We start from the raw sequence: 20,104 nt of genomic DNA on the forward strand, positions 1-20,104 counted from the left end.
CACAGGTACTTACTTTTTTTCATCCCGGTTCCGGAGGGCAGTACCCTGAGGCCATGACGGTCGAGCAGGAGCACGGCACGGACCTGTGCAAGCAGGTCGACAAGGGCATCAGCCGTGTCTTCCAGCTGTTCGGAAAGCGCTGGACCGGGCCGATCGTGGCCGTCCTGATGGCACAGCCCATGCACTTCTCCGACCTGCGCCGGGCCATCCCGGGCATCAGCGAGCGCATGCTCTCCGACCGGCTCACCGAACTCGGCGCCGCCGGGCTGCTCGTCCGCGAGGTCGACGAGGGCCCGCCGCTGCGCGTCTCGTACCGGCTGACCGAGGCCGGCAAGGCCCTGGATCCGGCGCTCCGGGAACTCGGCGCGTGGGCCAAGGTGCATCTGCCCGAGGGGTGGGAGACGGGCAACTGCTGAGGCCGCGTGGGTTTTCCACAGGCACGGCGCTGTCCGCAGGTCCCGAGTTGTCCACAGGGTCTGACGTGTTTTCGCCACCCGCTGTACGGTCGTCGCGAGTTGATGTTCGTGCGTGCGCAAGTGCGGGGGAGGCGGTCGGTATGACCGAGGCCGGAATCGGTGTGGGGCGCAGGCTGCCCGGAGTGCGGGGCTTCGCCTCGTGGCCCGTGGCGGGATCGCCCAAGGAAGAGGGCAGGGCGCTGCGGGAGAGCGTCCCGCGCAGCGCGCACGCCGCGCTCGACCTGGACGGCTCCCGCCCCGACGCGGTGACCGCCGTCGAGGAGTCCGGCCGGGGCCGGATCCCCGGGCTCACCCCGATACGGGTGGGCCGGATGGCGGCCACCCCCTTCGCCTTCCTGCGCGGTTCGGCCGGCCTGATGGCCCACGACCTCGCCCGCACCCCCATGACCCGCATCGGCGCCCAGATCTGCGGCGACGCCCACGCGGCCAACTTCGGCCTGTACGGCGACGCCCGCGGCGGCCTGGTCATCGACCTGAACGACTTCGACGAGACCGTGCACGGCCCCTGGGAGTGGGACCTCAAGAGGCTCGCCGCCTCCCTGGTTCTCGCGGGCCGGGAGGCCGGCGCCGACGAGGACACGTGCCGTACGGCGGCGCACGGCGCGGTGGGCTCCTACCGCCGCACCATGCGGCTGCTGGCGAAGCTTCCGGTGCTGGACGCGTGGAACGCCATCGCGGACGAGGAGCTGGTCTCCCACGCCGACGCCCGCGACCTGCTCGGCACGCTGGAGCGGGTCTCGGAGAAGGCGCGGGGCAACACCAGTGGGCGGTTCGCGGCCAGGTCGACCGAGGCCGCCGAGGACGGCGGGCGCCGCTTCGTCGACGCCTCGCCGGTGCTGCGCCGCATCCCGGACGAGGAGGCCGCGGCGGTCGCGGCATCGCTGGAGGAGTACCTCGACACGCTCTCCGAGGACCGCCTCCCGCTGCTGGCCCGGCACACGGTGCACGACGTGGCCTTCCGCGTCGTCGGCACGGGCAGCGTCGGCACCCGGTCGTACGTCGTGCTGCTCCTGGACCACCGCGGCGAACCGCTCGTCCTCCAGGTCAAGGAGGCCCGCCCCTCGGCGCTGGTGCCGCATCTGCTGACCGCCGGGTTCGAGGCGCCCGCCGTCCCGCACGAGGGCCGGCGCGTGGTGCTCGGACAGAAGCGAATGCAGGTCGTCAGCGACATCCTGCTGGGCTGGACGACGGTCGACGGACTGCCGTTCCAGGTACGGCAGTTCCGCAACCGCAAGGGCAGCGTCGACCCCGCCGCCCTCGCCGCCGACCAGATCGACGACTACGGCCGGATGACCGGCGCCCTCCTCGCCCGCGCCCACGCCCACAGCGCCGACCCGCGCCTGGTCGCCGGGTACTGCGGCAAGAACGACGAACTGGACGAGGCGATAGCGACGTTCGCCGTCACCTACGCCGACCGCACCGAGGCGGACCACGCGGAGCTGGTGGCGGCGGTGCGGTCGGGGCGGATCGCGGCCGAGCTGGGGGTGTGAGGTCCCGGTGGAGCCGCCCGGTCACGCTGTCCGCCGCCCGCCGGGACCTGTCGGCCCGGTGGCCGGTGGCCGACTGTCCGGAGGCGGGGGGCGGCCGTGGCCTACGCTGGTCGGGTGACGACCCCGGAAGCTGAGCAGTCCCAGTCCGCGCCCGTCGGAGAACCGGTGCCGGAGCAGGCGGGTGCCGAGGCGCCGTCCGCCGCCGGAGCCGCGGCGGGCGAGGGTTCCGCGCGCGAGGACACCGGGGGCGGCGCGGCCGGCACCGGCCCGGCCGACGGTGCCGCGCCCCGCCCCGAGGAGCGGTTGGAGCGGGCCGTACGGGCCGCGGAGCAGGCGTTGATCGAGTACGAGATCGCGGTGGACACCTTCCGCATCGAGGTCGAGAACTTCTCCCGGCTGCACCACCAGAAACTCGGCCCGATGTACTCCAGGCTCGACGAACTGGACGCGCGGATCGCCGAGGCCAAGGCCGCGCGCAGCGGTGACCCCGAGGACATCCGCCTGGCGGACGAGGCCCGCGCGCGCGTGATGCCGATGCCCGCGGTCGAGGAGCTGTTCCACGGCTGGATGGACGGCGACGGCCTGTTCCCGGAGGCCGCGGCGATGCTCACGGACCAGCCGGTCCGGCCCCCGCAGCGGGTGCGCCCCAGCGAGGAGGCCCGCAAGCTCTACCGCGAGCTGGCCCGCAAGGCCCACCCCGACCTGGCGCAGGACGACGACGAGCGCAAGCGGCGCGAGGAGTTCATCACCCGCGTCAACGCCGCCTACAGCCGGGGCGACGCCCCGCTGCTGCGCGAGCTGGCCGAGGAGTGGGCCGCGGGACCGGCCCCGGCGGAGCGCGGCCCGAGCGCCAGCGAGGAGCTGTACGCCCGCCTCGAATGGCTCGCCCAGCGCAAGGAACTGCTCACCCTCGTCGCCCGGGAACTGGAGGAGGGCGCCATCGGCTCCATGCTCCGGATCGCCCCGGACGACCCCGACCGGCTCCTGGACGAGATCGCGGACCAGCTGCTCGCCCAAGTCGCCAAGCGGGAGGCCGAGTTGGCGGCCCTGCTCGGGGAGCCGGACACGTCGGCCGGAGCGTCGGGTAGCGTCGAGTCATGAGTTTCGGAGCTGGTGTGCCCACGGTCGAGGTCGGCGACCTCAAGGACGGCGACTTCCTGCTGGACGTCCGCGAGGACGACGAGTGGCAGGCGGGTCACGCCACGGGGGCGCTGCACATCCCCCTCAGCGAATTCGTGGCCCGGTACGGCGAGTTGACCGAGGCGGCGCCGCAGGACGGCAGGGTCCATGTGATCTGCCGCTCCGGCGGGCGCTCCGCCCAGGTCACGAACTATCTGACCCAGCAGGGCATCGACGCAGTGAACGTCGACGGCGGCATGCAGATCTGGGCCGCCGCGGGCCGCCCGGTCGTCACGGACGAGGGCGAACCGGGCTTCGTCCTCTAGGCCTTCGGAGGCCCTAGGCCAGTGGGTGGGCCGCCAGCAGGTCCCCCAGGGCCTCCTCGTGTGCCGCCGCCGGGCCGAGCGACAGCTCCAGGTGCTTGGCCCAGGCGTGGTACCGGTGCAGGGGATAGTCGGTGTCGGCGCCGAACCCCCCGTGCAGATGCTGCGCGGTCTGCACGACCCGTCGTACCCCCTCCGCCGCCCAGATCTTGGCCACGGCCAGGTCCGCGGCGGCGGGCAGCGCGCCCGGTGCGCCCGAGGCGATCCGCCACGCGGCCTGCCACAGCGTTGCCTCCATGGCGCGCAGGTCGATGTACCGGTCGGCGGCCTGCACGGCGACGGCCTGGAAGGTCGCGACCGGGAACCCGAACTGCTCGCGCTTTCCCGTGTATTCGGCGGTCATCCGCAGGACGGCGGTGCCGAGCCCCAGGGCCAGCGCGCAGGTACCGGCGGTCAGCAGGTCGCGCAGCCACTCCCAGGCGCCCTCGGCGTCGATGACGTCGACCACCGCGATCGGCACGGACTCCAGGCGCAGTTCGGCGAGCCGCTCCCCGGTGGTGGAGATCTGCTCGGCGAGGACGACGCCGTCGCGGTCCGGGGCGACCAGCGCGAGGACACTCCGGTCGGCGTCCGTGTGCGCCGGTACGACGACCAGGTCCGCGCCGAAGGCCCACGGCACCGCCGTCTGCACCCCGTCCAGCAGCCACCGGTCGCCGTCCCGCCGGGCCGTCACGGCGAGCTCGGCCGGGTCGTGCCCGGTCCGCCCGTGCGCGGCGACCGTGAGCACGAGCTCGCCGCGGGCAGCCCGGGCGAGCAGGCCGGACCTCAGCTCCTTGCCGCCGAAGGCCTGTACGGCCGCCGCGGCGGCGCTGCTCTCCAGGAGCGGCACCCTGGCCAGCACCTTCGCGGACTCCCGCAGCAGCAGACAGAGGGCGATGGCGTCCAGGCCCGCGCCGCCGTACTCCTCGTCGAGCAGCAGGCTCAGCAGGTCGGCCTCGGCGAGCCTGGCCCACAGCGCCCGGTCGAAGTCCTCGGCGACGGCGCCCGTGGTGTCCGCCGGACTGGGCACGGAGTCCGGCACGACGTCGGCGAACACCCCCGCCGCCGCCTCGGCCGCCGCCTGCTGCTCCTCGCTGAAGGTGAAGTCCACGGTTCCCGTCCTTCCGCAAGACCTGATCTGACGGAGCGTCAAGATAGAACAGGTTCTAGAAGAAGGGAACGGCTCGGCCGGGCGTCCCACGGACAACATGACACCGTGCACGGCCTGTGGGGATCGGGACTGTGCCCGGAGCGTGCGGCTGAGTACCGTTCCGTGCGACGGACAGGAATCGGAGACGGGGCGACATGGACGCGAACGACGGAGGCTCGAACGCCCCCGAGGGGGAGCGGACGCCCGTCTCCTCCTCCGCGGGGCCGCACGTGCCCGCGCAGCAGCCCCCGCCTCCTCCGCCCCCGCCCGCACCGGACCCGCCCGTCGGTGTCGCCGCGCTGTCCCTGCGCTACCAGGTGGGCGCCGCGCTGGCGGTCGCGGTCGTGGCGGTCGCCGCTCTGGTCCACCTCGGGATGGTGTTCCTGCACGTCGCGCCGTCGAACACGGTGACGAAGCAGCACGGCAAGGCGATCGACGAGTGGATCTACCCGGAGTTCGAGCAGAACTGGAAGCTGTTCGCGCCGAACCCCTTGCAGCAGAACATCGAGGTCCAGGTGCGCGCCGACATCCGCACCGCGGCCGGTGCGACCCGTACGACCGGCTGGTACGACCTCTCGGCCGAGGACGGCGCGGCCATCGACGGCAATCTGCTGCCGAGCCACACCGAGCAGAACGAGCTGCGCCGGGCCTGGGACTTCCTGACCGCCACGCACGACGCCGAGAACAAGGCGATCGGCGTGCGCGGCACGCTCGCGGAGACGTATCTGCGCCGCATCGTCGTGCTGCGCCTGGGCCGGGACCACGCGGCCGGAGCGGGCGGTACCGTCCAGCGCGTCCAGGTCCGCTCCGTCACCACCAATGTGCCCCCGCCCGAGTGGAGTGACGAGCAGGTGTCGACCACGCCCCAGTACCGCACGCTGCCCTGGTGGCCGGTTCCGGCGGACGAGGGCACGGGAGGTGTCCGGTGAGCGGTTTCGCCCCGTCGGTCTCGCGCGGCATCGCCCGCGTCACCGAGTCGGCCCTCGGCCCCTACCAGAGCGCCGTGATCCGCATCGGCTTCGCCGCGACCTGGCTCCTGTTCCTGCTGCGCGAACTGCCCCACCGCCAGGAGCTCTACGGCCCCGACGGCCCTTGGAGCTGGGACCTCGCCCACCGGCTGATCGCGGACAACGGCGCGTTCACGGCCCTGATGTGGTCGGACGGGCAGGTCTGGTTCGAGACGGTGTATGCGCTGGCCGTACTGGCGAGCGTCCTGCTCCTGCTGGGCTGGCGCACCCGAACGACGTCCGTGCTCTTCATGGTCGGCGTCCTCTCGCTCCAGAACCGCAGCGTCTTCATGGGCGACGGCGGCGACAACGTCCTGCACCTGATGTCGATCTACCTGGTGTTCACCCGCTGCGGCCAGGTCTGGTCCCTCGACGCCCGCCGGGCCGCACGCGCGCGTGGAGAGCGGATTCCCGACCGGACCGGGCCGGTCCTGTGGGTGCTGCTGGGCGCGGTGCTCGTCGCGGTGACCTCGGCCGGCCGGTTCGACAGCGAATGGTTCGTGCCCGCGCTCCTGTGGGGCGTCTGGCTGGCGCAGGCCCTGTGGTGGGCGGTCGGGCGGTACGCGAAGTCGTACGAGCCCCGGGTGCTGCTGGACGTCGTGGCGAACGTGATCCACAACGGCGCCCTGTTCGTCGTCGCGACCGAGGCCTGTCTGATCTACGCGACGGCCGGCTGGTACAAGATCCAGGGCTCCCGCTGGCAGGACGGCACCGCCGTCTACTACCCGCTCCACCTCGACTACTTCTCCCCCTGGCCCGGCCTCGCCGGCGTGCTGTCCTCCAGCGGCACGATGGTGATGCTGGTGACCTACGGGACGGTGATCGTGCAGGTCGCCTTCCCGTTCACGCTCTTCAACCGGCGGGTCAAGAACGTCCTGCTGGCCCTGATGATGACCGAGCACGCGGTGATCGCCGTGCTCCTGGGGCTGCCGTTCTTCTCCCTCGCGATGATCGCGACGGACGCGGTCTTCCTGCCGACGTCATTCCTGCTCCCGCTCGGCGGCCGGGCGGCACGCGCGCGTGGACGGTGGTTCGCGCGGGGCGACCGTACGGTCCCGGACGAGGATCTGGAGGAGCCGCGCAGCCCGGAGAACCCCGAGCACAGCCACGTAGGCTTCACCGCATGACCGACCCCGCAGCGGCCGACTGGCACCGGCTCGCCGAGACCGCCGTACTGCTGGACGGTTTCCACGCCCTCAAGCACGCGCTGCGCTTCGGCGCAGAGGTCCCCCAGGCGGTCACCACGGACCGACGGTCGGCGCTCGCCCTGGCCGCAGACCTGGCCCCCGACGTACGGGACGCCCTGGACGCGCTGCTGACGGAGGTCCCGGAGGCCGCGTACCGGTCCTTCGTCCCGCGCCCGCATCCGACAGGGGTGGCGGCCTTGGCCGTACGACCGGCACGCGCGGCCAATCTGGAGCAGCTGGGACGCCTGCCCCGCCGTACCCCCGTCGTGGTCCTGGACAACCCGCGCAACCTCGGCAACGCGGGCGCGGTGATCCGGCTCGCCGCCGGTTTCGGCGCGACCGGCGTGGTCACCACGGGGACGCTCGACCCCTGGCACCCCACGGTCGTCCGCGCAGGGGCGGGCCTGCACTACGCGACAGCCGTGGAGCGTCTGACGGTGGACGAGCTCCCGCCCGGCCCGCTGTTCGCCCTCGACCCGGAGGGCGACGACATCCGGGGCCTGAAGCTCCCGGACGACGCCGTCCTGGCCTTCGGTTCGGAACGCAGCGGCCTGTCACCCGAACTACGCGCCCGCACAGACCACTTGGTGTCCTTGCCGATGCGCCCCCAGGTCTCCAGCTACAACCTGGCGACGAGCGTGGCGATGACCCTGTACCACTGGAGTACGTCCACGGCAGCGCCCCTCTAGGGGCTCTCAGGCGTCCCGACGCACCTCGACAACCCGGAACCGATTGGCGACAAACGCCCCATCGCACAGGGCCGCGTTCGCCGCCGGGTTGCCACCCGAACCGTGGAAGTCCGAGAACGCGGCCGTCTGATTGACGAACACCCCACTGGTCAGATTCAGCGACAACTGGGCGGCCTCCTCAAGGCAGACCTCCTCGACGGCCTTCTCGACACCCTCGTCCGTGGTGTACGCCCCGACCGTCATCGCCCCCTTCTCCCGCACCGTCCGCCGCAGCAACTCCACCGCGTCGGACGCCGAGTCGACCGCGACGGCGAAGGAGACGGGCCCGAAGCACTCGCTCATGTACGCGGCCTCGTCGTCCGGCTTGGCCCCGTCCAGCTTCACGATCACCGGTGTCCGCACGACCGCGTCGGGGAACTCCGGGTTCGCGATCTCCCGTGAGGCGAGGGCGACTTCACCGAGGGAGGCGGCCGCCTCCAGCCGGGCCTTCACGTCCGGGTTGACGATCGCGCCGAGCAGCCCGTTCGCGCGCGCGTCGTCGCCCAGGAGACCGTCCACCGCGCGGGCGAGGTCGGCGACGACCTCGTCGTAGGACTTGGGCCCCTGGTCGGTGGTGATGCCGTCGCGGGGGATCAGGAGGTTCTGCGGGGTGGTGCACATCTGGCCGCTGTACAGGGACAGGGAGAACGCGAGGTTGGACAGCATGCCCTTGTAGTCGTCGGTCGACTCGACGACGACCGTGTTGACGCCGGCCTTCTCCGTGTAGACCTGCGCCTGGCGGGCGTTGGCCTCCAGCCAGTCGCCGAAGCCGGTCGAGCCCGTGTAGTCGATGATCCGGATCTCGGGGCGCGTGGCGAGCGTCTTGGCGATGCCCTCACCGGGACGTTCGGCGGCGAGGGCCACGAGGTTCGGGTCGAAGCCGGCCTCGGTGAGGACCTCGCGGGCGATCCGGACCGTGAGCGCGAGCGGCAGTACCGCGCGCGGGTGGGGCTTCACCAGGACCGCGTTGCCGGTGGCGAGGGAGGCGAACAGGCCCGGATAGCCGTTCCACGTCGGGAAGGTGTTGCAGCCGATGACCAGGGCGGTGCCGCGCGGGACCGGCGTGAACTGCTTGTTCATGACGAGCGGGTCGCGCTTGCCCTGGGGCTTGGTCCACTCGGCGACGGCGGGCGTGCGGACCTGCTCCGCGTACGCGTACGCCACCGCCTCCAGGCCGCGGTCCTGGGCGTGCGGGCCGCCCGCCTGGAACGCCATCATGAAGGCCTGGCCGCTGGTGTGCATGACCGCGTGGGCGAACTCGTGCGTCCGGTCGCCGATCCGCTTGAGGATCTCGATGGAGACCACCGCACGGGTCTCCGCGCCCGCGTCCCGCCAAGCCCGCTGTCCGGCGCGCATGGCCGGCAGCAGGACGTCGAGGTCGGCGTGCGGGTACGTCACGCCCAGCTCGATGCCGTAGGGCGACACTTCGCCGCCCACCCAGTCGTCCGTGCCGGGCTGGCCGAGGTCGAGGCGGGTGCCCAGGAGGGCGTCGAAGGCGGCCTTGCCCGCCGCCGCGTCCAGGCTGCCGTGCTCGCCGTAGGCCTTGGGGTGTTCCGGGTGGGGGGACCAGTACGCGCGTGTGCGGATCGCTTCGAGCGCCTGGTCGAGTGTCGGCCGGTGCCGGGCGATCAGCTCGTGCGCGGTCGGTTCGGCGGCCATGCGGGACCAACTCCTCTTCTCAAGAACTCGTCAACTCGTCTGCGAGTTCATGACCTGGGTGGGAACAGGGAAAGGATCAGGGGCGGGAACAGGCGGTCAGAGTTAGAGTAACCGAACGATCGGTCGGGACAAGGGGGTCCGCCGCATCTGTGGAAAACCCCGTGCGGGAGGATCGCGGACATGACAGCACTGGACCTCAGCAGCCCCGTGGCCGTCGTCGGCACCGGCACCATGGGCCAGGGCATCGCCCAGGTCGCGCTGACCGCGGGTCACGTCGTACGGCTGTACGACACCGTTCCGGGGCGGGCCCGGGACGCGACCGACGCGATCCGCGCCCGGCTCGACCGCCTCGTCGAGAAGGACCGGTTCACCGCCGCCGACCGGGACGCCGCACACGCCCGGCTGCTGCCCGCCGAGACCCTCGCCGAGCTCGCGGACTGCACCCTGGTCGTCGAGGCCGTGCTGGAGCGGCTGGACGTCAAACAGCAGCTGATGCGCGACCTGGAGGACGTCGTCGGCGAGGACTGTCTGCTCGCCACCAACACCTCGTCCCTGTCGGTGACGGCCATCGGCGCCGCCCTGCGCAACCCCGGCCGCTTCGTGGGCCTGCACTTCTTCAACCCGGCCCCGCTGCTGCCGCTCGTCGAGGTCGTCTCCGGGTTCGCCACCGACGTCACGTCGGCCACGCGCGCGTACGAGATGTCCCGCGCCTGGGGCAAGACCCCGGTCGCCTGCGCGGACACCCCCGGCTTCATCGTCAACCGCATCGCCCGGCCCTTCTACGCCGAGGCGTTCGCGGCCTACGAGGCACAGGCCGCCGACCCGGCCACCATCGACGCGATCCTGCGCGAGTCCGGCGGCTTCAAAATGGGCGCCTTCGAACTGACCGACCTCATCGGCCAGGACGTCAACGAGTCCGTCACGCACTCCGTGTGGCAGTCCTTCTTCCAGGACGTGCGCTTCGCGCCCTCGCTCGCCCAGCGCCGCCTGGTCGAGTCCGGCCGCCTCGGCCGCAAGACCGGACAGGGCTGGTACGACCACGGGGCCGACGCCGAGCTGCCCGAGCCGCACACCGCGGAACCGGCCCAGCCGCCCGCCTACGTCGTCGTCGAGGGCGACATGGGCCCCGCGGCCGACCTGGTCGCGCTGATCCGCGAGGCGGGCATCGTGGTCCGCGAGGAGGAAGAGGACCACGGCACCCGCATGGTGCTGCCCGGCGGCGGACAGCTGGCGCTCGCCGACGGACAGACCTCCGTCGAGTTCCGCGACGTCGTCTACTTCGACCTCGCCCTCGACTACCGCAGGGCCGGCCGCATCGCCCTGTCCGCCTCCCAGGACACCGCCTCGGGGACCCTCTCCGAGGCGATCGGCCTCTTCCAGGCGCTCGGCAAGGACGTCAGCGTCATCGGGGACGCCCCCGGGATGATCGTCGCCCGCACGGTCGCCCGGATCGTCGACCTGGCGCACGACGCCGTCGCCAAGGGCGTCGCCACCGAGGAGGACATCGACACCGCGATGCGGCTTGGTGTCAACTACCCCCTGGGTCCGTTCGAATGGAGCCGCAGGCTCGGCCGCAGCTGGGCCTACGACCTCCTGGACGACCTGCACCTGCGTGACCCGTCGGGACGGTACGCGCCGTCCCTGGCGCTCTACCGCCACGCGTACGCCACCGAGAAGCGGGAGGGCACCCCATGACGACCGCCAAGCGCGACACGTACACCCCCGAGAGCCTGCTCTCCGTCGCCGTCCAGGTCTTCATCGAGCGCGGCTACGACGGCACCTCCATGGAGCACCTCGCCAAGGCGGCCGGCATCTCCAAGTCGTCGATCTACCACCACGTCACGGGCAAGGAGGAGCTGCTGCGCCGCGCGGTCAGCCGCGCCCTGGACGGTCTCTTCGGGATCCTCGACGAGGAGCACGCGCGCGTGGGGCGTGCCGTCGAGCGGCTGGAGTACGTCGTGCGGCGGATGGTCGAGGTGCTGACCTCCGAGCTGCCGTACGTGACGCTGCTGCTGCGGGTGCGCGGCAACACCGACACCGAGCGGTGGGCGCTGGAGCGGCGCCGGGACTTCGACCACCGGGTGGCCGACCTGCTGAAGGCCGCGGCGGCCGACGGCGACCTGCGCGGGGACGTGGAGGTGCGGCTCGCGACCCGGCTCGTCTTCGGGATGATCAACTCCATCGTGGAGTGGTACCGGCCCGACGGACGCGGCATGGGCGAGCGCGAAGTGGCCGACGCGGTGGCCCAGTTGGTGTTCGCCGGGCTGCGCGCCCCGCACTGAGCCGAAGCCGGCGGGCCCGCGCCGGACCTCGGGCCGGGTCAGCCCTGCGGTTCCAGGTCCTCCTCCTCGAACACCAGCAGGGTGCGCGAACTCAGCACCTCGGGGATGGCCTGGAGCCGGGTGAGCACCAGCTCGCGCAGCGCCCTGTTGTCCGGGGTGTGCACCAGCAGCAGGACGTCGAAGTCGCCGCCCACCAGCGCGATGTGCGAGGCGCCCGGCAGCAGCCTCAGCTGCTCGCGGACCGTGCGCCAGGAGTTCTGCACGATCTTCAGGGTGATGTACGCCGACGTGCCCTGACCCGCGCGTTCATGGTCGACCCGGGCGCCGAAGCCGCGGATGACGCCGTCCTCGATGAGCCGGTTGATCCGCGCGTAGGCGTTGGCGCGCGAGACGTGCACCCGTTCGGCGACGGACCTTATCGACGCGCGGCCGTCCGCCTGGAGCATCTGGAGGATGTCCTGATCGATGGCGTCGAGCGGACGCGGGGGCGGCAGCTCGCGTCCCGCCTCCGGGCCGTCGGCCATTTGTTCAGGTGCCATGTCCCCCCGCCTCCCTACCATGGACGTACTGCGTTCATTTGAGGTTGTGGAGAACCGTTTGTCCACAGCCTGGAGCCGCGTGTAGCCAAAATGTGCCGACGACCGAACAATCGGTAGGGAGGCGCCGCACGTCCGAGGCGCCTCTCCGAGCCACTCCCACGAGGAGGTGCCGTCATGACGGTCATGGAGCAGCGGGGCGCGTACCGGCCCACACCGCCGCCCGCCTGGCAGCCGCGCACGGACCCCGCGCCCCTGCTGCCCGACGCCGTGCCCTACCGGGTCCTCGGCACCGAGGCCGCCGCGCAGGCCGACCCCGGGCTGCTGCGCCGCCTGTACGCCCAGCTGGTGTCCGGCCGCCGGTACAACGCGCAGGCCACCGCCCTCACCAAGCAGGGCCGGCTCGCCGTGTACCCCTCCACCACCGGCCAGGAGGCCTGCGAGGTCGCCGCCGCGCTGGTCCTCCAGGAGCAGGACTGGCTCTTCCCCAGCTACCGCGACACCCTCGCCGCCGTAGCCCGCGGCCTCGACCCCGTGCAGGCCCTCACCCTGCTGCGCGGCGACTGGCACACCGGCTACGACCCGCGCGAGCACCGCATCGCCCCCCTCTCCACCCCGCTCGCCACCCAGCTCCCGCACGCAGTCGGGCTCGCCCACGCGGCCCGCCTCAAGGGCGACGACGTGGTCGCGCTCGCCATGGTCGGCGACGGCGGCACCAGCGAGGGCGACTTCCACGAGGCGCTGAACTTCGCCGCCGTCTGGCAGGCCCCGGTCGTCTTCCTGGTCCAGAACAACGGCTTCGCGATCTCCGTCCCCCTCGCCAAGCAGACCGCGGCCCCGTCGCTGGCCCACAAGGCCGTCGGCTACGGCATGCCCGGCCGCCTGGTCGACGGCAACGACGCGGTCGCCGTGCACCAGGTCCTCGGTGAAGCCGTACGGCACGCGCGCGAGGGCGGTGGTCCCACGCTCGTCGAGGCGATCACCTACCGCATCGAGGCCCACACCAACGCCGACGACGCGACCCGCTACCGCGGCGAGACCGAGGTCGAGGCCTGGCGCGCGCACGACCCGATCGCCCTTCTGGAGCACGAGCTGACCGAGCGCGGGCTCATCGACGAGGCCGGTATCCGGGCCGCCCGCGACGCGGCCGAGGCCATGGCTGCCGAGCTGCGCGCCCACATGAACCAGGACCCGGTGCTCGACCCCATGGACCTGTTCGCCGACGTGTACGCCGAACCCACCCCCCAACTGCGCGAACAGCGCGACCAGTTGGCGGCCGAGCTCGCGGCCGAGCGGGAGGGGACGCACTCATGACCACCGTCGCCCTCAAACCGGCCACCATGGCGCAGGCCCTCACGCGCGCACTCCGCGACGCGATGGCGGCGGACCCCACCGTGCACGTCATGGGCGAGGACGTCGGCACCCTCGGCGGAGTCTTCCGCGTCACCGACGGCCTCGCGAAGGAGTTCGGCGAGGACCGCTGCACGGACACCCCCCTCGCCGAGGCCGGCATCCTCGGCACGGCCGTCGGCATGGCGATGTACGGCCTGCGCCCGGTCGTCGAGATGCAGTTCGACGCCTTCGCCTACCCGGCCTTCGAGCAACTGATCAGCCACGTCTCCCGCATGCGCAACCGCACCCGCGGCGCCATGCCCCTCCCGATCACCGTCCGCGTCCCCTACGGCGGCGGCATCGGCGGCGTCGAGCACCACAGCGACTCCTCCGAGGCCTACTACATGGCGACCCCCGGCCTCCATGTCGTCACCCCCGCCACGGTCGCCGACGCCTACGGCCTGCTCCGCGCCGCCATCGCCTCCGACGACCCGGTCGTCTTCCTGGAGCCCAAGCGCCTGTACTGGTCGAAGGACACCTGGAACCCCGACGAGCCGACCCCCGTCGGCCCGGTCGGCCGCGCGGTCGTCCGCCGCTCCGGCAGCAGCGCCACGCTCATCACCTACGGCCCCTCCCTCCCCGTCTGCCTCGAAGCCGCCGAGGCGGCCCGGACCGAGGGCTGGGACCTCGAAGTCGTCGACCTGCGCTCCCTGGTGCCCTTCGACGACGAGACGGTCTGCGCGTCCGTACGGCGCACCGGCCGCGCCCTCGTCGTGCACGAGTCGGGCGGCTACGGCGGCCCGGGCGGCGAGATCGCGGCCCGCGTCACGGAGCGCTGCTTCCACCACCTGGAGGCACCGGTGCTGCGCGTCGCCGGGTTCGACATCCCGTATCCGCCGCCGATGCTGGAGCGGCACCACCTGCCCGGCGTCGACCGGATCCTGGACGCCGTGGGACGGCTGCAATGGGAGGCCGACAACTGATGGCACAGGTACTGGAGTTCAAGCTCCCCGACCTCGGCGAGGGCCTCACCGAGGCGGAGATCGTGCGCTGGCTGGTCCAGGTCGGCGACGTCGTCGCCATCGACCAGCCGGTCGTCGAGGTCGAGACGGCCAAGGCGATGGTCGAGGTCCCCTGCCCCTACGGCGGCGTCGTCACGGCCCGCTACGGCGAGGAGGGCACCGAACTGCCCGTAGGCGCACCGCTGTTGACGGTCGCGGTGGGCGCACCGGCCGCCGACACCGCCGCGGCGACCGAGGGCTCGGGGAACGTCCTGGTGGGCTACGGCACGGGAGCGCCTCCCGCGCGGCGGCGCAGGGTCCGGCGAATGGCGGCGGACGTCGTGACCTCGGTGGCGGACGCCCCCGCACCCGCCCCCGCCGCCGGGACCGGCGGCCGTGGCGACGCTCCCGTACCCGTCATCTCGCCCCTCGTACGCCGGCTCGCGCGTGAGAACGGCCTGGAACTGCGGGAGTTGACGGGTTCCGGCCGGGACGGGCTGATCCTGCGGGCGGACGTCGAGAAGGCACTCCGCGCGGCGGCGGCCCAGGAGGCGATCGCCCAGGAAGCGACGCTCCTGCCCCCGGCCACGGTCCACGCGACCCCCGACGGGACACGCATCCCCCTCCGCGGCATCCGGGGCGCCGTGGCCGACAAGCTCTCCCGCAGCCGCCGCGAGATCCCCGACGCGACCTGCTGGGTGGACGCCGACGCGACCGAGCTGATGCGCGCCCGAGCGGCCATGAACGCCGCCGTCGGGCCCAGGATCTCCGTACTGGCCCTGCTCGCCCGGATCTGCACGGCCGCGCTGGCCCGGTTCCCCGAGCTCAACGCCAGCGTGGACATGGAGGCGCGGGAGATCGTCCGGTTCGACCGGGTGCACCTCGGGTTCGCCGCGCAGACCGAGCGCGGGCTCGTCGTCCCCGTCGTACGGGACGCGGGCGCCCGGGACGCGGAGGTGCTGAGCGCGGAGTTCGCCCGGCTCACCGAGGCGGCCCGGACCGGGACGCTGACCCCGGGGGACCTCACCGGCGGGACCTTCACGCTGAACAACTACGGGGTGTTCGGCGTCGACGGTTCCACGCCGATCATCAACCACCCCGAGGCGGCGATGCTCGGCGTCGGCCGGATCGTCCCCAAACCGTGGGTGCACGAGGGCGAGTTGGCGGTCCGCCAGGTCGTGCAGCTCTCGCTCACCTTCGACCACCGGGTCTGCGACGGCGGCGCCGCGGGCGGTTTCCTACGGTATGTGGCGGACTGTGTGGAACAACCGGCGGTGCTGCTGCGCAACGTGTGATCACGGAAGCCCGCACAAGTTCCCTGTGATCAGGGCGGCCCGCATACTCGGGGGGTGACCGCGTACGAGCCCCCCGACTCAGCGCCCGGCGACGCGTACGACGCCGTCGTGCTCGCCGGTGGCGCCGCCCGGCGGCTCGGCGGTGCCGACAAACCCGGGCTGCGCGTGGGCGGCCGGGCCCTGCTCGACCGGGTGCTCACCGCCTGCGCCGACGCCCGGACCACCGTCGTGGTGGCCGACCCCCGGCCCACGCCCCGGCCGGTGTGCTGGGCCCGCGAGGACCCGCCCGGCGCGGGCCCGGTCGCCGCGCTCGACGCCGGTCTGCGCCACACCACGGCCGACACCGTCGTGGTCCTCTCCGCCGACCTGCCGTTCCTCGAACCGGCAACCGTACGGCGGCTGTTGACCGCCCTGCGGGCCGACGGCACCGAGGGCGCGCTGCTCACCGACGCCGACGGGCGCGACCAGCCACTCGTCGCCGCGTACCGCGCGCAGGCGCTCCGCCGCGAGCTGACCGCACTCACCTCCGAACACGGCGGCCTCACCGGGCTGCCCCTGCGCCGCCTCACCGCCGCGCTCGATCTCACCCGCGTCCCCGACCCCGTCGCGTCCTTCGACTGCGACACCTGGGACGACCTCGCCATCGCCAGGGCACGCATCAGGGAGCATGGGCACGTGTTGGATGAATGGATTTCCGCAGTCAAGGACGAACTGGGCATCGACCTGGACGTCGACACCGGCATCCTGCTCGACCTCGCCCGCGACGCGGCCCACGGAGTGGCCAGGCCCGCCGCCCCGCTGACCACCTTCCTGGTCGGCTACGCGGCGGCGCAGGGCAAGGGCGGCCCCGAAGCCGTGGCCGAGGCGGCCCGCAAGGCCGCCGCCCTCGCGCTGCGCTGGGCCGACGAGGACACCCCCGGGACCGGGCCCGGCGCCAAGCCGGAGACCCCGTCCGACGCTCCCGGTCCGGACGCCGCCGGATGACCGCGCGCGGCACGCACACGCACGCCGGCGAGCACACCCAGGATGTCGAGGACCTCGACGTCGAGGAGGTACTCGCCCTCGTGAACGAAGCCGGCACCGGCGGACACGCCGAGCCCCCGCCGACCTCCCAGGCCTCCGGCGCGCCCCGCAAGCCGGACACCCGTCAGCACAAGGCCACTCCGTGGCCCCAGGCCCGTGCCGTCGCCGCGCGCGCCGCCCGCTCCGGCGGCCACCGCGCCCCCGTCTCCGTGCCCCTCGACGCGGCCCTCGGCCTGGTCCTGGCCGCGCCGCTTGTCGCCCTGAGCGACCTGCCCTCGTTCGACACCTCCGCGATGGACGGCTGGGCGGTCGCGGGCCCCGGCCCCTGGGCCGTACGCGAGGACGGGGTGCTCGCCGGACACGCGGAGTCGGAGCCGCTCAGCGACGGCGAGGCCGTGCGGATCGCGACCGGAGCCCGGGTCCCCGCCGACACCACCGCCGTCATCCGCAGCGAACACGGCCGCACCGACGACAAGGGCCGGCTGCACGCGGCCCGGGAGGTCGGACACGGCCAGGACATCCGCCCGCGCGGCCAGGAGTGCCGCAGCGGCGACCACCTCCTGCCCGGCGGCACCCTGGTGACCCCCGCGGTGCTCGGCCTCGCCGCGGCCGCCGGCTACGACACGCTCACCGCCGTACCCCGGCCCCGGGTCGAAGTCCTCATCCTGGGCGACGAGTTGCTCACCGAAGGGCTGCCCCACGACGGGCTCATCCGGGACGCGCTCGGCCCGATGCTGCCGTCCTGGCTGCGCGGACTCGGCGCCGAGGTCACCGCGGTCCGCCGGCTCCGCGACGACGAGAAGACGCTGCACAAGGCGATCTCGGCCAGCACCGCCGACCTCGTCCTCACCACCGGCGGCACCGCCTCCGGCCCGGTCGACCACGTCCACCCCGCCCTGAGCCGGCTCGGCGCCGAACTCCTCGTGGACGGCGTCAAGGTGCGCCCCGGCCACCCCATGCTGCTGGCCCGCATCAAGGACGACCAGCACCTCGTGGGCCTGCCCGGCAACCCCCTCGCCGCGATCTCCGGCCTGCTCACCCTCGCCGAACCGCTGCTGCGGACCCTGTCGGCGCACCCGGCCCCGGAGCCGTACGCGCTGCCCCTCCAGGAAGCGGTGCACGGGCACCCGTACGACACCCGGCTCATCCCCGCCGTGCTGCGCGGCGACTCCGCGATCCCGCTGCACTACAACGGCCCGGCCATGCTGCGCGGGATCGCGGCGGCCGACGCGCTCGTGGTCGTACCGCCGGGTGGGGCGCGGCAGGGGCAACAGGTGGAACTCATCGATCTGCCGTGGGCGGTCGCGGGAATCGGGGTGTGTTTCACGTGAAACAGCCGGGCCATGATGCGATCGCCCGCCAGGCGGACGAACATCTCGTGACCCATCGGGTGAAACTCCCGAAGAAAGTGGTCGAGCACCCCTTCCAGCAGGTCGCCAAACGGCTGTCCATCGCACTGTTCCTGCTGGCCGCGACCGCGCTGATCGTCTATGCCGACCGCGACGGCTACAACGACAACTCGGACGGCTCGGTCGACTTCCTCGACGCCCTGTACTACGCCACGGTCACCCTCTCAACCACGGGCTACGGCGACATCACCCCGGTCAGCGACGGCGCCCGGCTCACCAACATCCTCGTCGTCACACCCCTGCGCGTGCTGTTCCTGATCGTCCTGGTCGGCACCACCCTGGAAGTCCTCACCGAGCGCACCCGGGAGGAATGGCGTTTGAACCGCTGGAGGTCCGCGTTGCGGGATCACACCGTCGTCGTCGGCTTCGGTACGAAGGGGCGGTCGGCGATCCAGACCGTGTGCGCGACGGGGCTGAAGAAGGAACAGGTCGTCGTGGTCGACCCCAGTGCGAAGGCGATCGAGGCCGCGAGCAGTGACGGGTACGTCGGGGTCGTCGGGGACGCCACCCGCAGCGAGGTCCTGAAGCGTGCCGAGGTGCACAAGGCGCGGCAGATCATCATCGCGACCCAGCGCGACGACACGGCCGTGCTGGTGACCCTCACGGCTCGGCAGCTCAACCGCGGTGCGAAGATCGTGGCCGCCGTGCGCGAGGAGGAGAACGCGCCGCTGCTCAAGCAGTCCGGCGCCGACGCCGTCATCACCAGTGCCAGCGCGGCCGGCCGGCTGCTCGGCCTGTCCGTGCTCAGCCCCGCCGCCGGCATGGTCATGGAGGACCTCATCCAGCAGGGCAGCGGGCTCGACATGACCGAACGCCCGGTCATAAAGGCCGAGGTGGGCAAGACGCCCCGCGAGACGGACGACCTGGTGGTGAGCGTCGTACGCGGGCACCGGGTGCTCGGTTACGACGACCCGTCGATCGGGACGCTTCAGCTGACGGACCGGCTGATCACGATCGTGCGGGTCTCACCGGGTTCGCAGGTCGCGCCGGACGCCCGGCCGCTGCCGGAGTGATCGACCCTCGGCGTTCCGCCGTGTGACGAGGAGTAGCGTCGGGCGCATGCATGCGATCACGATTTCCGAACCTGGTGGGCCCGAGGCGCTGGTGTGGGACGAGGTCCCCGATCCGGTGGCCGGCGAGGGCGAGGTCCTGGTCGAGGTGGTGGCCACCGCCGTCAACCGCGCCGACATCATGCAGCGCCAGGGTTTCTACGACCCGCCGCCCGGCGCGTCCCGCTACCCCGGCCTCGAATGCTCCGGCCGGATCGCCGAGGTCGGCCCCGGGGTCTCCGGATGGTCGGTCGGCGACGAGGTGTGCGCGCTGCTCGCGGGCGGCGGCTATGCCGAGAAGGTCGCCGTACCGGCCGGGCAGCTGCTGCCGGTGCCGCAGGGCGTCGATCTCAAGCAGGCCGCCGCGCTGCCCGAGGTGGTCTGCACGGTCTGGTCGAACGTGTTCATGGTCGCCCACCTCCGCCCCGCCGAGACCCTCCTCGTGCACGGCGGCTCCAGCGGGATCGGCACCATGGCGATCCAGCTCGGCAAGGCGGTCGGCGCGAAGGTCGCCGTCACGGCCGGCACCAAGGAGAAGCTGGACTACTGCGCCGAGCTGGGCGCGGACGTCCTCGTCAACTACCGCGAGCAGGACTTCGTCGCCGAGGTCGCGCGGGCCACGGGCGGTGCGGGCGCCGACGTCATCCTCGACAACATGGGCGCCAAGTACCTGGACCGCAATGTCCAGGCCCTCGCCGTCAACGGGCGGCTCGCGATCATCGGGCTCCAGGGCGGCATCAAGGCCGAACTCAACATCGCGGCCCTCCTCGGCAAGCGGGCCGCGATCAGCGCGACCTCGCTGCGGGCCCGGCCGCTCGGCGAGAAGGCGGCCATCGTCGCCGCCGTACGCGAGCATGTGTGGCCGCTGATCGCCTCCGGCCAGGTCCGTCCGGTCGTCGACCGGGAGCTGCCCATGAGCGAGGCGGCGGCAGCGCACCAGGTGGTCGAGGACAGCGGGCACATCGGAAAGGTGCTGCTCGTCGCGCCGTAGGCCCGACA

At 72.7% G+C, this 20,104-nt stretch carries 19 protein-coding genes; 16 read left to right on the plus strand and 3 right to left on the minus strand.

The features are described from left to right. Positions 1 to 53: 53 nt before the first annotated feature. The 4 genes from ACQHII_RS24665 (at position 54) to ACQHII_RS24680 (ending at position 3,411) form a co-directional block, all read left to right on the plus strand. Positions 54 to 416, plus strand: coding sequence for a winged helix-turn-helix transcriptional regulator (locus ACQHII_RS24665; protein ID WP_427921335.1), 363 nt, complete (start codon positions 54 to 56; stop codon positions 414 to 416). A 140-nt stretch (positions 417 to 556) separates the two neighbouring features. Next, a complete protein-coding gene (locus ACQHII_RS24670; RefSeq protein WP_427921336.1) occupies positions 557 to 1,966 on the plus strand; it encodes a DUF2252 domain-containing protein in 1,410 nt (469 codons plus the stop codon). 114 nt (positions 1,967 to 2,080) lie between these two features. Next, a complete protein-coding gene (locus ACQHII_RS24675) occupies positions 2,081 to 3,067 on the plus strand; it encodes a J domain-containing protein (RefSeq protein ID WP_427921337.1) in 987 nt (328 codons plus the stop codon). A 14-nt stretch (positions 3,068 to 3,081) separates the two neighbouring features. Further along, a complete protein-coding gene (locus ACQHII_RS24680) occupies positions 3,082 to 3,411 on the plus strand; it encodes a rhodanese-like domain-containing protein (protein WP_427925402.1) in 330 nt (109 codons plus the stop codon). Positions 3,412 to 3,424: 13 nt separating this feature from the next. On the opposite strand, the gene ACQHII_RS24685 is transcribed toward ACQHII_RS24680, so the two are convergent. Beyond that, positions 3,425 to 4,558 carry an acyl-CoA dehydrogenase family protein gene (locus ACQHII_RS24685; protein WP_427921338.1) on the minus strand — a complete coding sequence of 378 codons (1,134 nt, stop codon included), beginning with the start codon at positions 4,556 to 4,558 and terminating at the stop codon, positions 3,425 to 3,427. Positions 4,559 to 4,752: 194 nt separating this feature from the next. On the opposite strand from ACQHII_RS24685, the gene ACQHII_RS24690 reads away from it, so the two are divergent. The 3 genes from ACQHII_RS24690 to ACQHII_RS24700 are packed head-to-tail and all read left to right on the plus strand — an operon-like array spanning position 4,753 to position 7,480. Beyond that, positions 4,753 to 5,526, plus strand: coding sequence for a DUF5819 family protein (locus ACQHII_RS24690; protein ID WP_427921339.1), 774 nt, complete (start codon positions 4,753 to 4,755; stop codon positions 5,524 to 5,526). After that, the gene (locus ACQHII_RS24695) at positions 5,523 to 6,731 is read left to right on the plus strand and encodes an HTTM domain-containing protein (RefSeq protein WP_427921340.1); all 1,209 of its coding nucleotides are present in this window, start codon (positions 5,523 to 5,525) and stop codon (positions 6,729 to 6,731) included. The genes ACQHII_RS24690 and ACQHII_RS24695 overlap by 4 nt, the downstream gene beginning before the upstream one ends. Further along, the gene (locus tag ACQHII_RS24700) at positions 6,728 to 7,480 is read left to right on the plus strand and encodes a TrmH family RNA methyltransferase (RefSeq protein ID WP_427921341.1); all 753 of its coding nucleotides are present in this window, start codon (positions 6,728 to 6,730) and stop codon (positions 7,478 to 7,480) included. The genes ACQHII_RS24695 and ACQHII_RS24700 overlap by 4 nt, the downstream gene beginning before the upstream one ends. Before the next feature lie 6 nt (positions 7,481 to 7,486). Here the strand turns inward: ACQHII_RS24700 and paaN are convergent, their stop codons facing one another. Then, the gene (gene paaN, locus ACQHII_RS24705; protein WP_427921342.1) at positions 7,487 to 9,178 is read right to left on the minus strand and encodes a phenylacetic acid degradation protein PaaN; all 1,692 of its coding nucleotides are present in this window, start codon (positions 9,176 to 9,178) and stop codon (positions 7,487 to 7,489) included. Between the two features lie 180 nt (positions 9,179 to 9,358). Here paaN and ACQHII_RS24710 point away from each other — a divergent pair, with 180 nt between their 5' ends. Both ACQHII_RS24710 and ACQHII_RS24715 read left to right on the plus strand, forming a co-directional pair. After that, positions 9,359 to 10,873 (plus strand): 3-hydroxyacyl-CoA dehydrogenase, encoded by a 1,515-nt coding sequence (locus tag ACQHII_RS24710; protein WP_427921343.1) that lies wholly within the window; start codon positions 9,359 to 9,361, stop codon positions 10,871 to 10,873. Then, positions 10,870 to 11,460 carry a TetR/AcrR family transcriptional regulator gene (locus ACQHII_RS24715; protein WP_359612912.1) on the plus strand — a complete coding sequence of 197 codons (591 nt, stop codon included), beginning with the start codon at positions 10,870 to 10,872 and terminating at the stop codon, positions 11,458 to 11,460. The genes ACQHII_RS24710 and ACQHII_RS24715 overlap by 4 nt, the downstream gene beginning before the upstream one ends. Before the next feature lie 38 nt (positions 11,461 to 11,498). Here the strand turns inward: ACQHII_RS24715 and ACQHII_RS24720 are convergent, their stop codons facing one another. Beyond that, on the minus strand, positions 11,499 to 11,999 hold the full coding sequence (locus tag ACQHII_RS24720; protein WP_427921344.1) for an Lrp/AsnC family transcriptional regulator: 501 nt from the start codon (positions 11,997 to 11,999) through the stop codon (positions 11,499 to 11,501). A 174-nt stretch (positions 12,000 to 12,173) separates the two neighbouring features. On the opposite strand from ACQHII_RS24720, the gene pdhA reads away from it, so the two are divergent. Genes pdhA through ACQHII_RS24755 form a run of 7 tightly spaced genes read left to right on the plus strand, consistent with a single transcriptional unit; the run spans position 12,174 to position 20,096 of the window. Continuing rightward, positions 12,174 to 13,310: a pyruvate dehydrogenase (acetyl-transferring) E1 component subunit alpha gene (gene pdhA / locus ACQHII_RS24725; protein ID WP_427921345.1), complete on the plus strand. Its 1,137-nt coding sequence runs from the start codon at positions 12,174 to 12,176 to the stop codon at positions 13,308 to 13,310. Further along, positions 13,307 to 14,311, plus strand: a complete 1,005-nt coding sequence (locus ACQHII_RS24730) for an alpha-ketoacid dehydrogenase subunit beta (protein WP_427921346.1) — start codon at positions 13,307 to 13,309, stop codon at positions 14,309 to 14,311. Before pdhA ends, ACQHII_RS24730 begins: the two co-directional genes overlap by 4 nt. Next, entirely contained in the window at positions 14,311 to 15,624 is a 1,314-nt protein-coding gene (locus tag ACQHII_RS24735; protein ID WP_427921347.1) for a dihydrolipoamide acetyltransferase family protein, read from the plus strand. Before ACQHII_RS24730 ends, ACQHII_RS24735 begins: the two co-directional genes overlap by 1 nt. A gap of 54 nt (positions 15,625 to 15,678) precedes the next feature. After that, positions 15,679 to 16,608: an NTP transferase domain-containing protein gene (locus tag ACQHII_RS24740; RefSeq protein WP_427921348.1), complete on the plus strand. Its 930-nt coding sequence runs from the start codon at positions 15,679 to 15,681 to the stop codon at positions 16,606 to 16,608. After that, positions 16,605 to 17,978 carry a molybdopterin molybdotransferase MoeA gene (locus ACQHII_RS24745; RefSeq protein WP_427921349.1) on the plus strand — a complete coding sequence of 458 codons (1,374 nt, stop codon included), beginning with the start codon at positions 16,605 to 16,607 and terminating at the stop codon, positions 17,976 to 17,978. Before ACQHII_RS24740 ends, ACQHII_RS24745 begins: the two co-directional genes overlap by 4 nt. Further along, a complete protein-coding gene (locus tag ACQHII_RS24750; protein WP_427921350.1) occupies positions 17,975 to 19,069 on the plus strand; it encodes a potassium channel family protein in 1,095 nt (364 codons plus the stop codon). The genes ACQHII_RS24745 and ACQHII_RS24750 overlap by 4 nt, the downstream gene beginning before the upstream one ends. Positions 19,070 to 19,115: 46 nt before the next feature. After that, positions 19,116 to 20,096: an NAD(P)H-quinone oxidoreductase gene (locus ACQHII_RS24755; protein WP_427921351.1), complete on the plus strand. Its 981-nt coding sequence runs from the start codon at positions 19,116 to 19,118 to the stop codon at positions 20,094 to 20,096. Positions 20,097 to 20,104: the final 8 nt, after the last annotated feature.

The organism is Streptomyces sp. cg40 (assembly GCF_050320165.1).
In the GTDB taxonomy this organism is placed as follows: Bacteria; Actinomycetota; Actinomycetes; order Streptomycetales; family Streptomycetaceae; genus Streptomyces; species Streptomyces hokutonensis.

What these genes read in the sequence shown, in the direction of transcription:
- ACQHII_RS24665 (WP_427921335.1), top strand. Translation starts at nt 54, where the DNA reads ATGACGGTCGAGCAGGAGCACGGCACGGACCTGTGCAAGCAGGTCGAC.
- ACQHII_RS24700 (WP_427921341.1), top strand. Translation starts at nt 6,728, where the DNA reads ATGACCGACCCCGCAGCGGCCGACTGGCACCGGCTCGCCGAGACCGCC.
- ACQHII_RS24715 (WP_359612912.1), top strand. Translation starts at nt 10,870, where the DNA reads ATGACGACCGCCAAGCGCGACACGTACACCCCCGAGAGCCTGCTCTCC.
- ACQHII_RS24755 (WP_427921351.1), top strand. Translation starts at nt 19,116, where the DNA reads ATGCATGCGATCACGATTTCCGAACCTGGTGGGCCCGAGGCGCTGGTG.
- ACQHII_RS24690 (WP_427921339.1), top strand. Translation starts at nt 4,753, where the DNA reads ATGGACGCGAACGACGGAGGCTCGAACGCCCCCGAGGGGGAGCGGACG.
- ACQHII_RS24670 (WP_427921336.1), top strand. Translation starts at nt 557, where the DNA reads ATGACCGAGGCCGGAATCGGTGTGGGGCGCAGGCTGCCCGGAGTGCGG.
- pdhA (WP_427921345.1), top strand. Translation starts at nt 12,174, where the DNA reads ATGACGGTCATGGAGCAGCGGGGCGCGTACCGGCCCACACCGCCGCCC.
- ACQHII_RS24745 (WP_427921349.1), top strand. Translation starts at nt 16,605, where the DNA reads ATGACCGCGCGCGGCACGCACACGCACGCCGGCGAGCACACCCAGGAT.
- ACQHII_RS24710 (WP_427921343.1), top strand. Translation starts at nt 9,359, where the DNA reads ATGACAGCACTGGACCTCAGCAGCCCCGTGGCCGTCGTCGGCACCGGC.
- ACQHII_RS24720 (WP_427921344.1), bottom strand. Translation starts at nt 11,999, where the DNA reads ATGGCACCTGAACAAATGGCCGACGGCCCGGAGGCGGGACGCGAGCTG.
- paaN (WP_427921342.1), bottom strand. Translation starts at nt 9,178, where the DNA reads ATGGCCGCCGAACCGACCGCGCACGAGCTGATCGCCCGGCACCGGCCG.
- ACQHII_RS24735 (WP_427921347.1), top strand. Translation starts at nt 14,311, where the DNA reads ATGGCACAGGTACTGGAGTTCAAGCTCCCCGACCTCGGCGAGGGCCTC.
- ACQHII_RS24730 (WP_427921346.1), top strand. Translation starts at nt 13,307, where the DNA reads ATGACCACCGTCGCCCTCAAACCGGCCACCATGGCGCAGGCCCTCACG.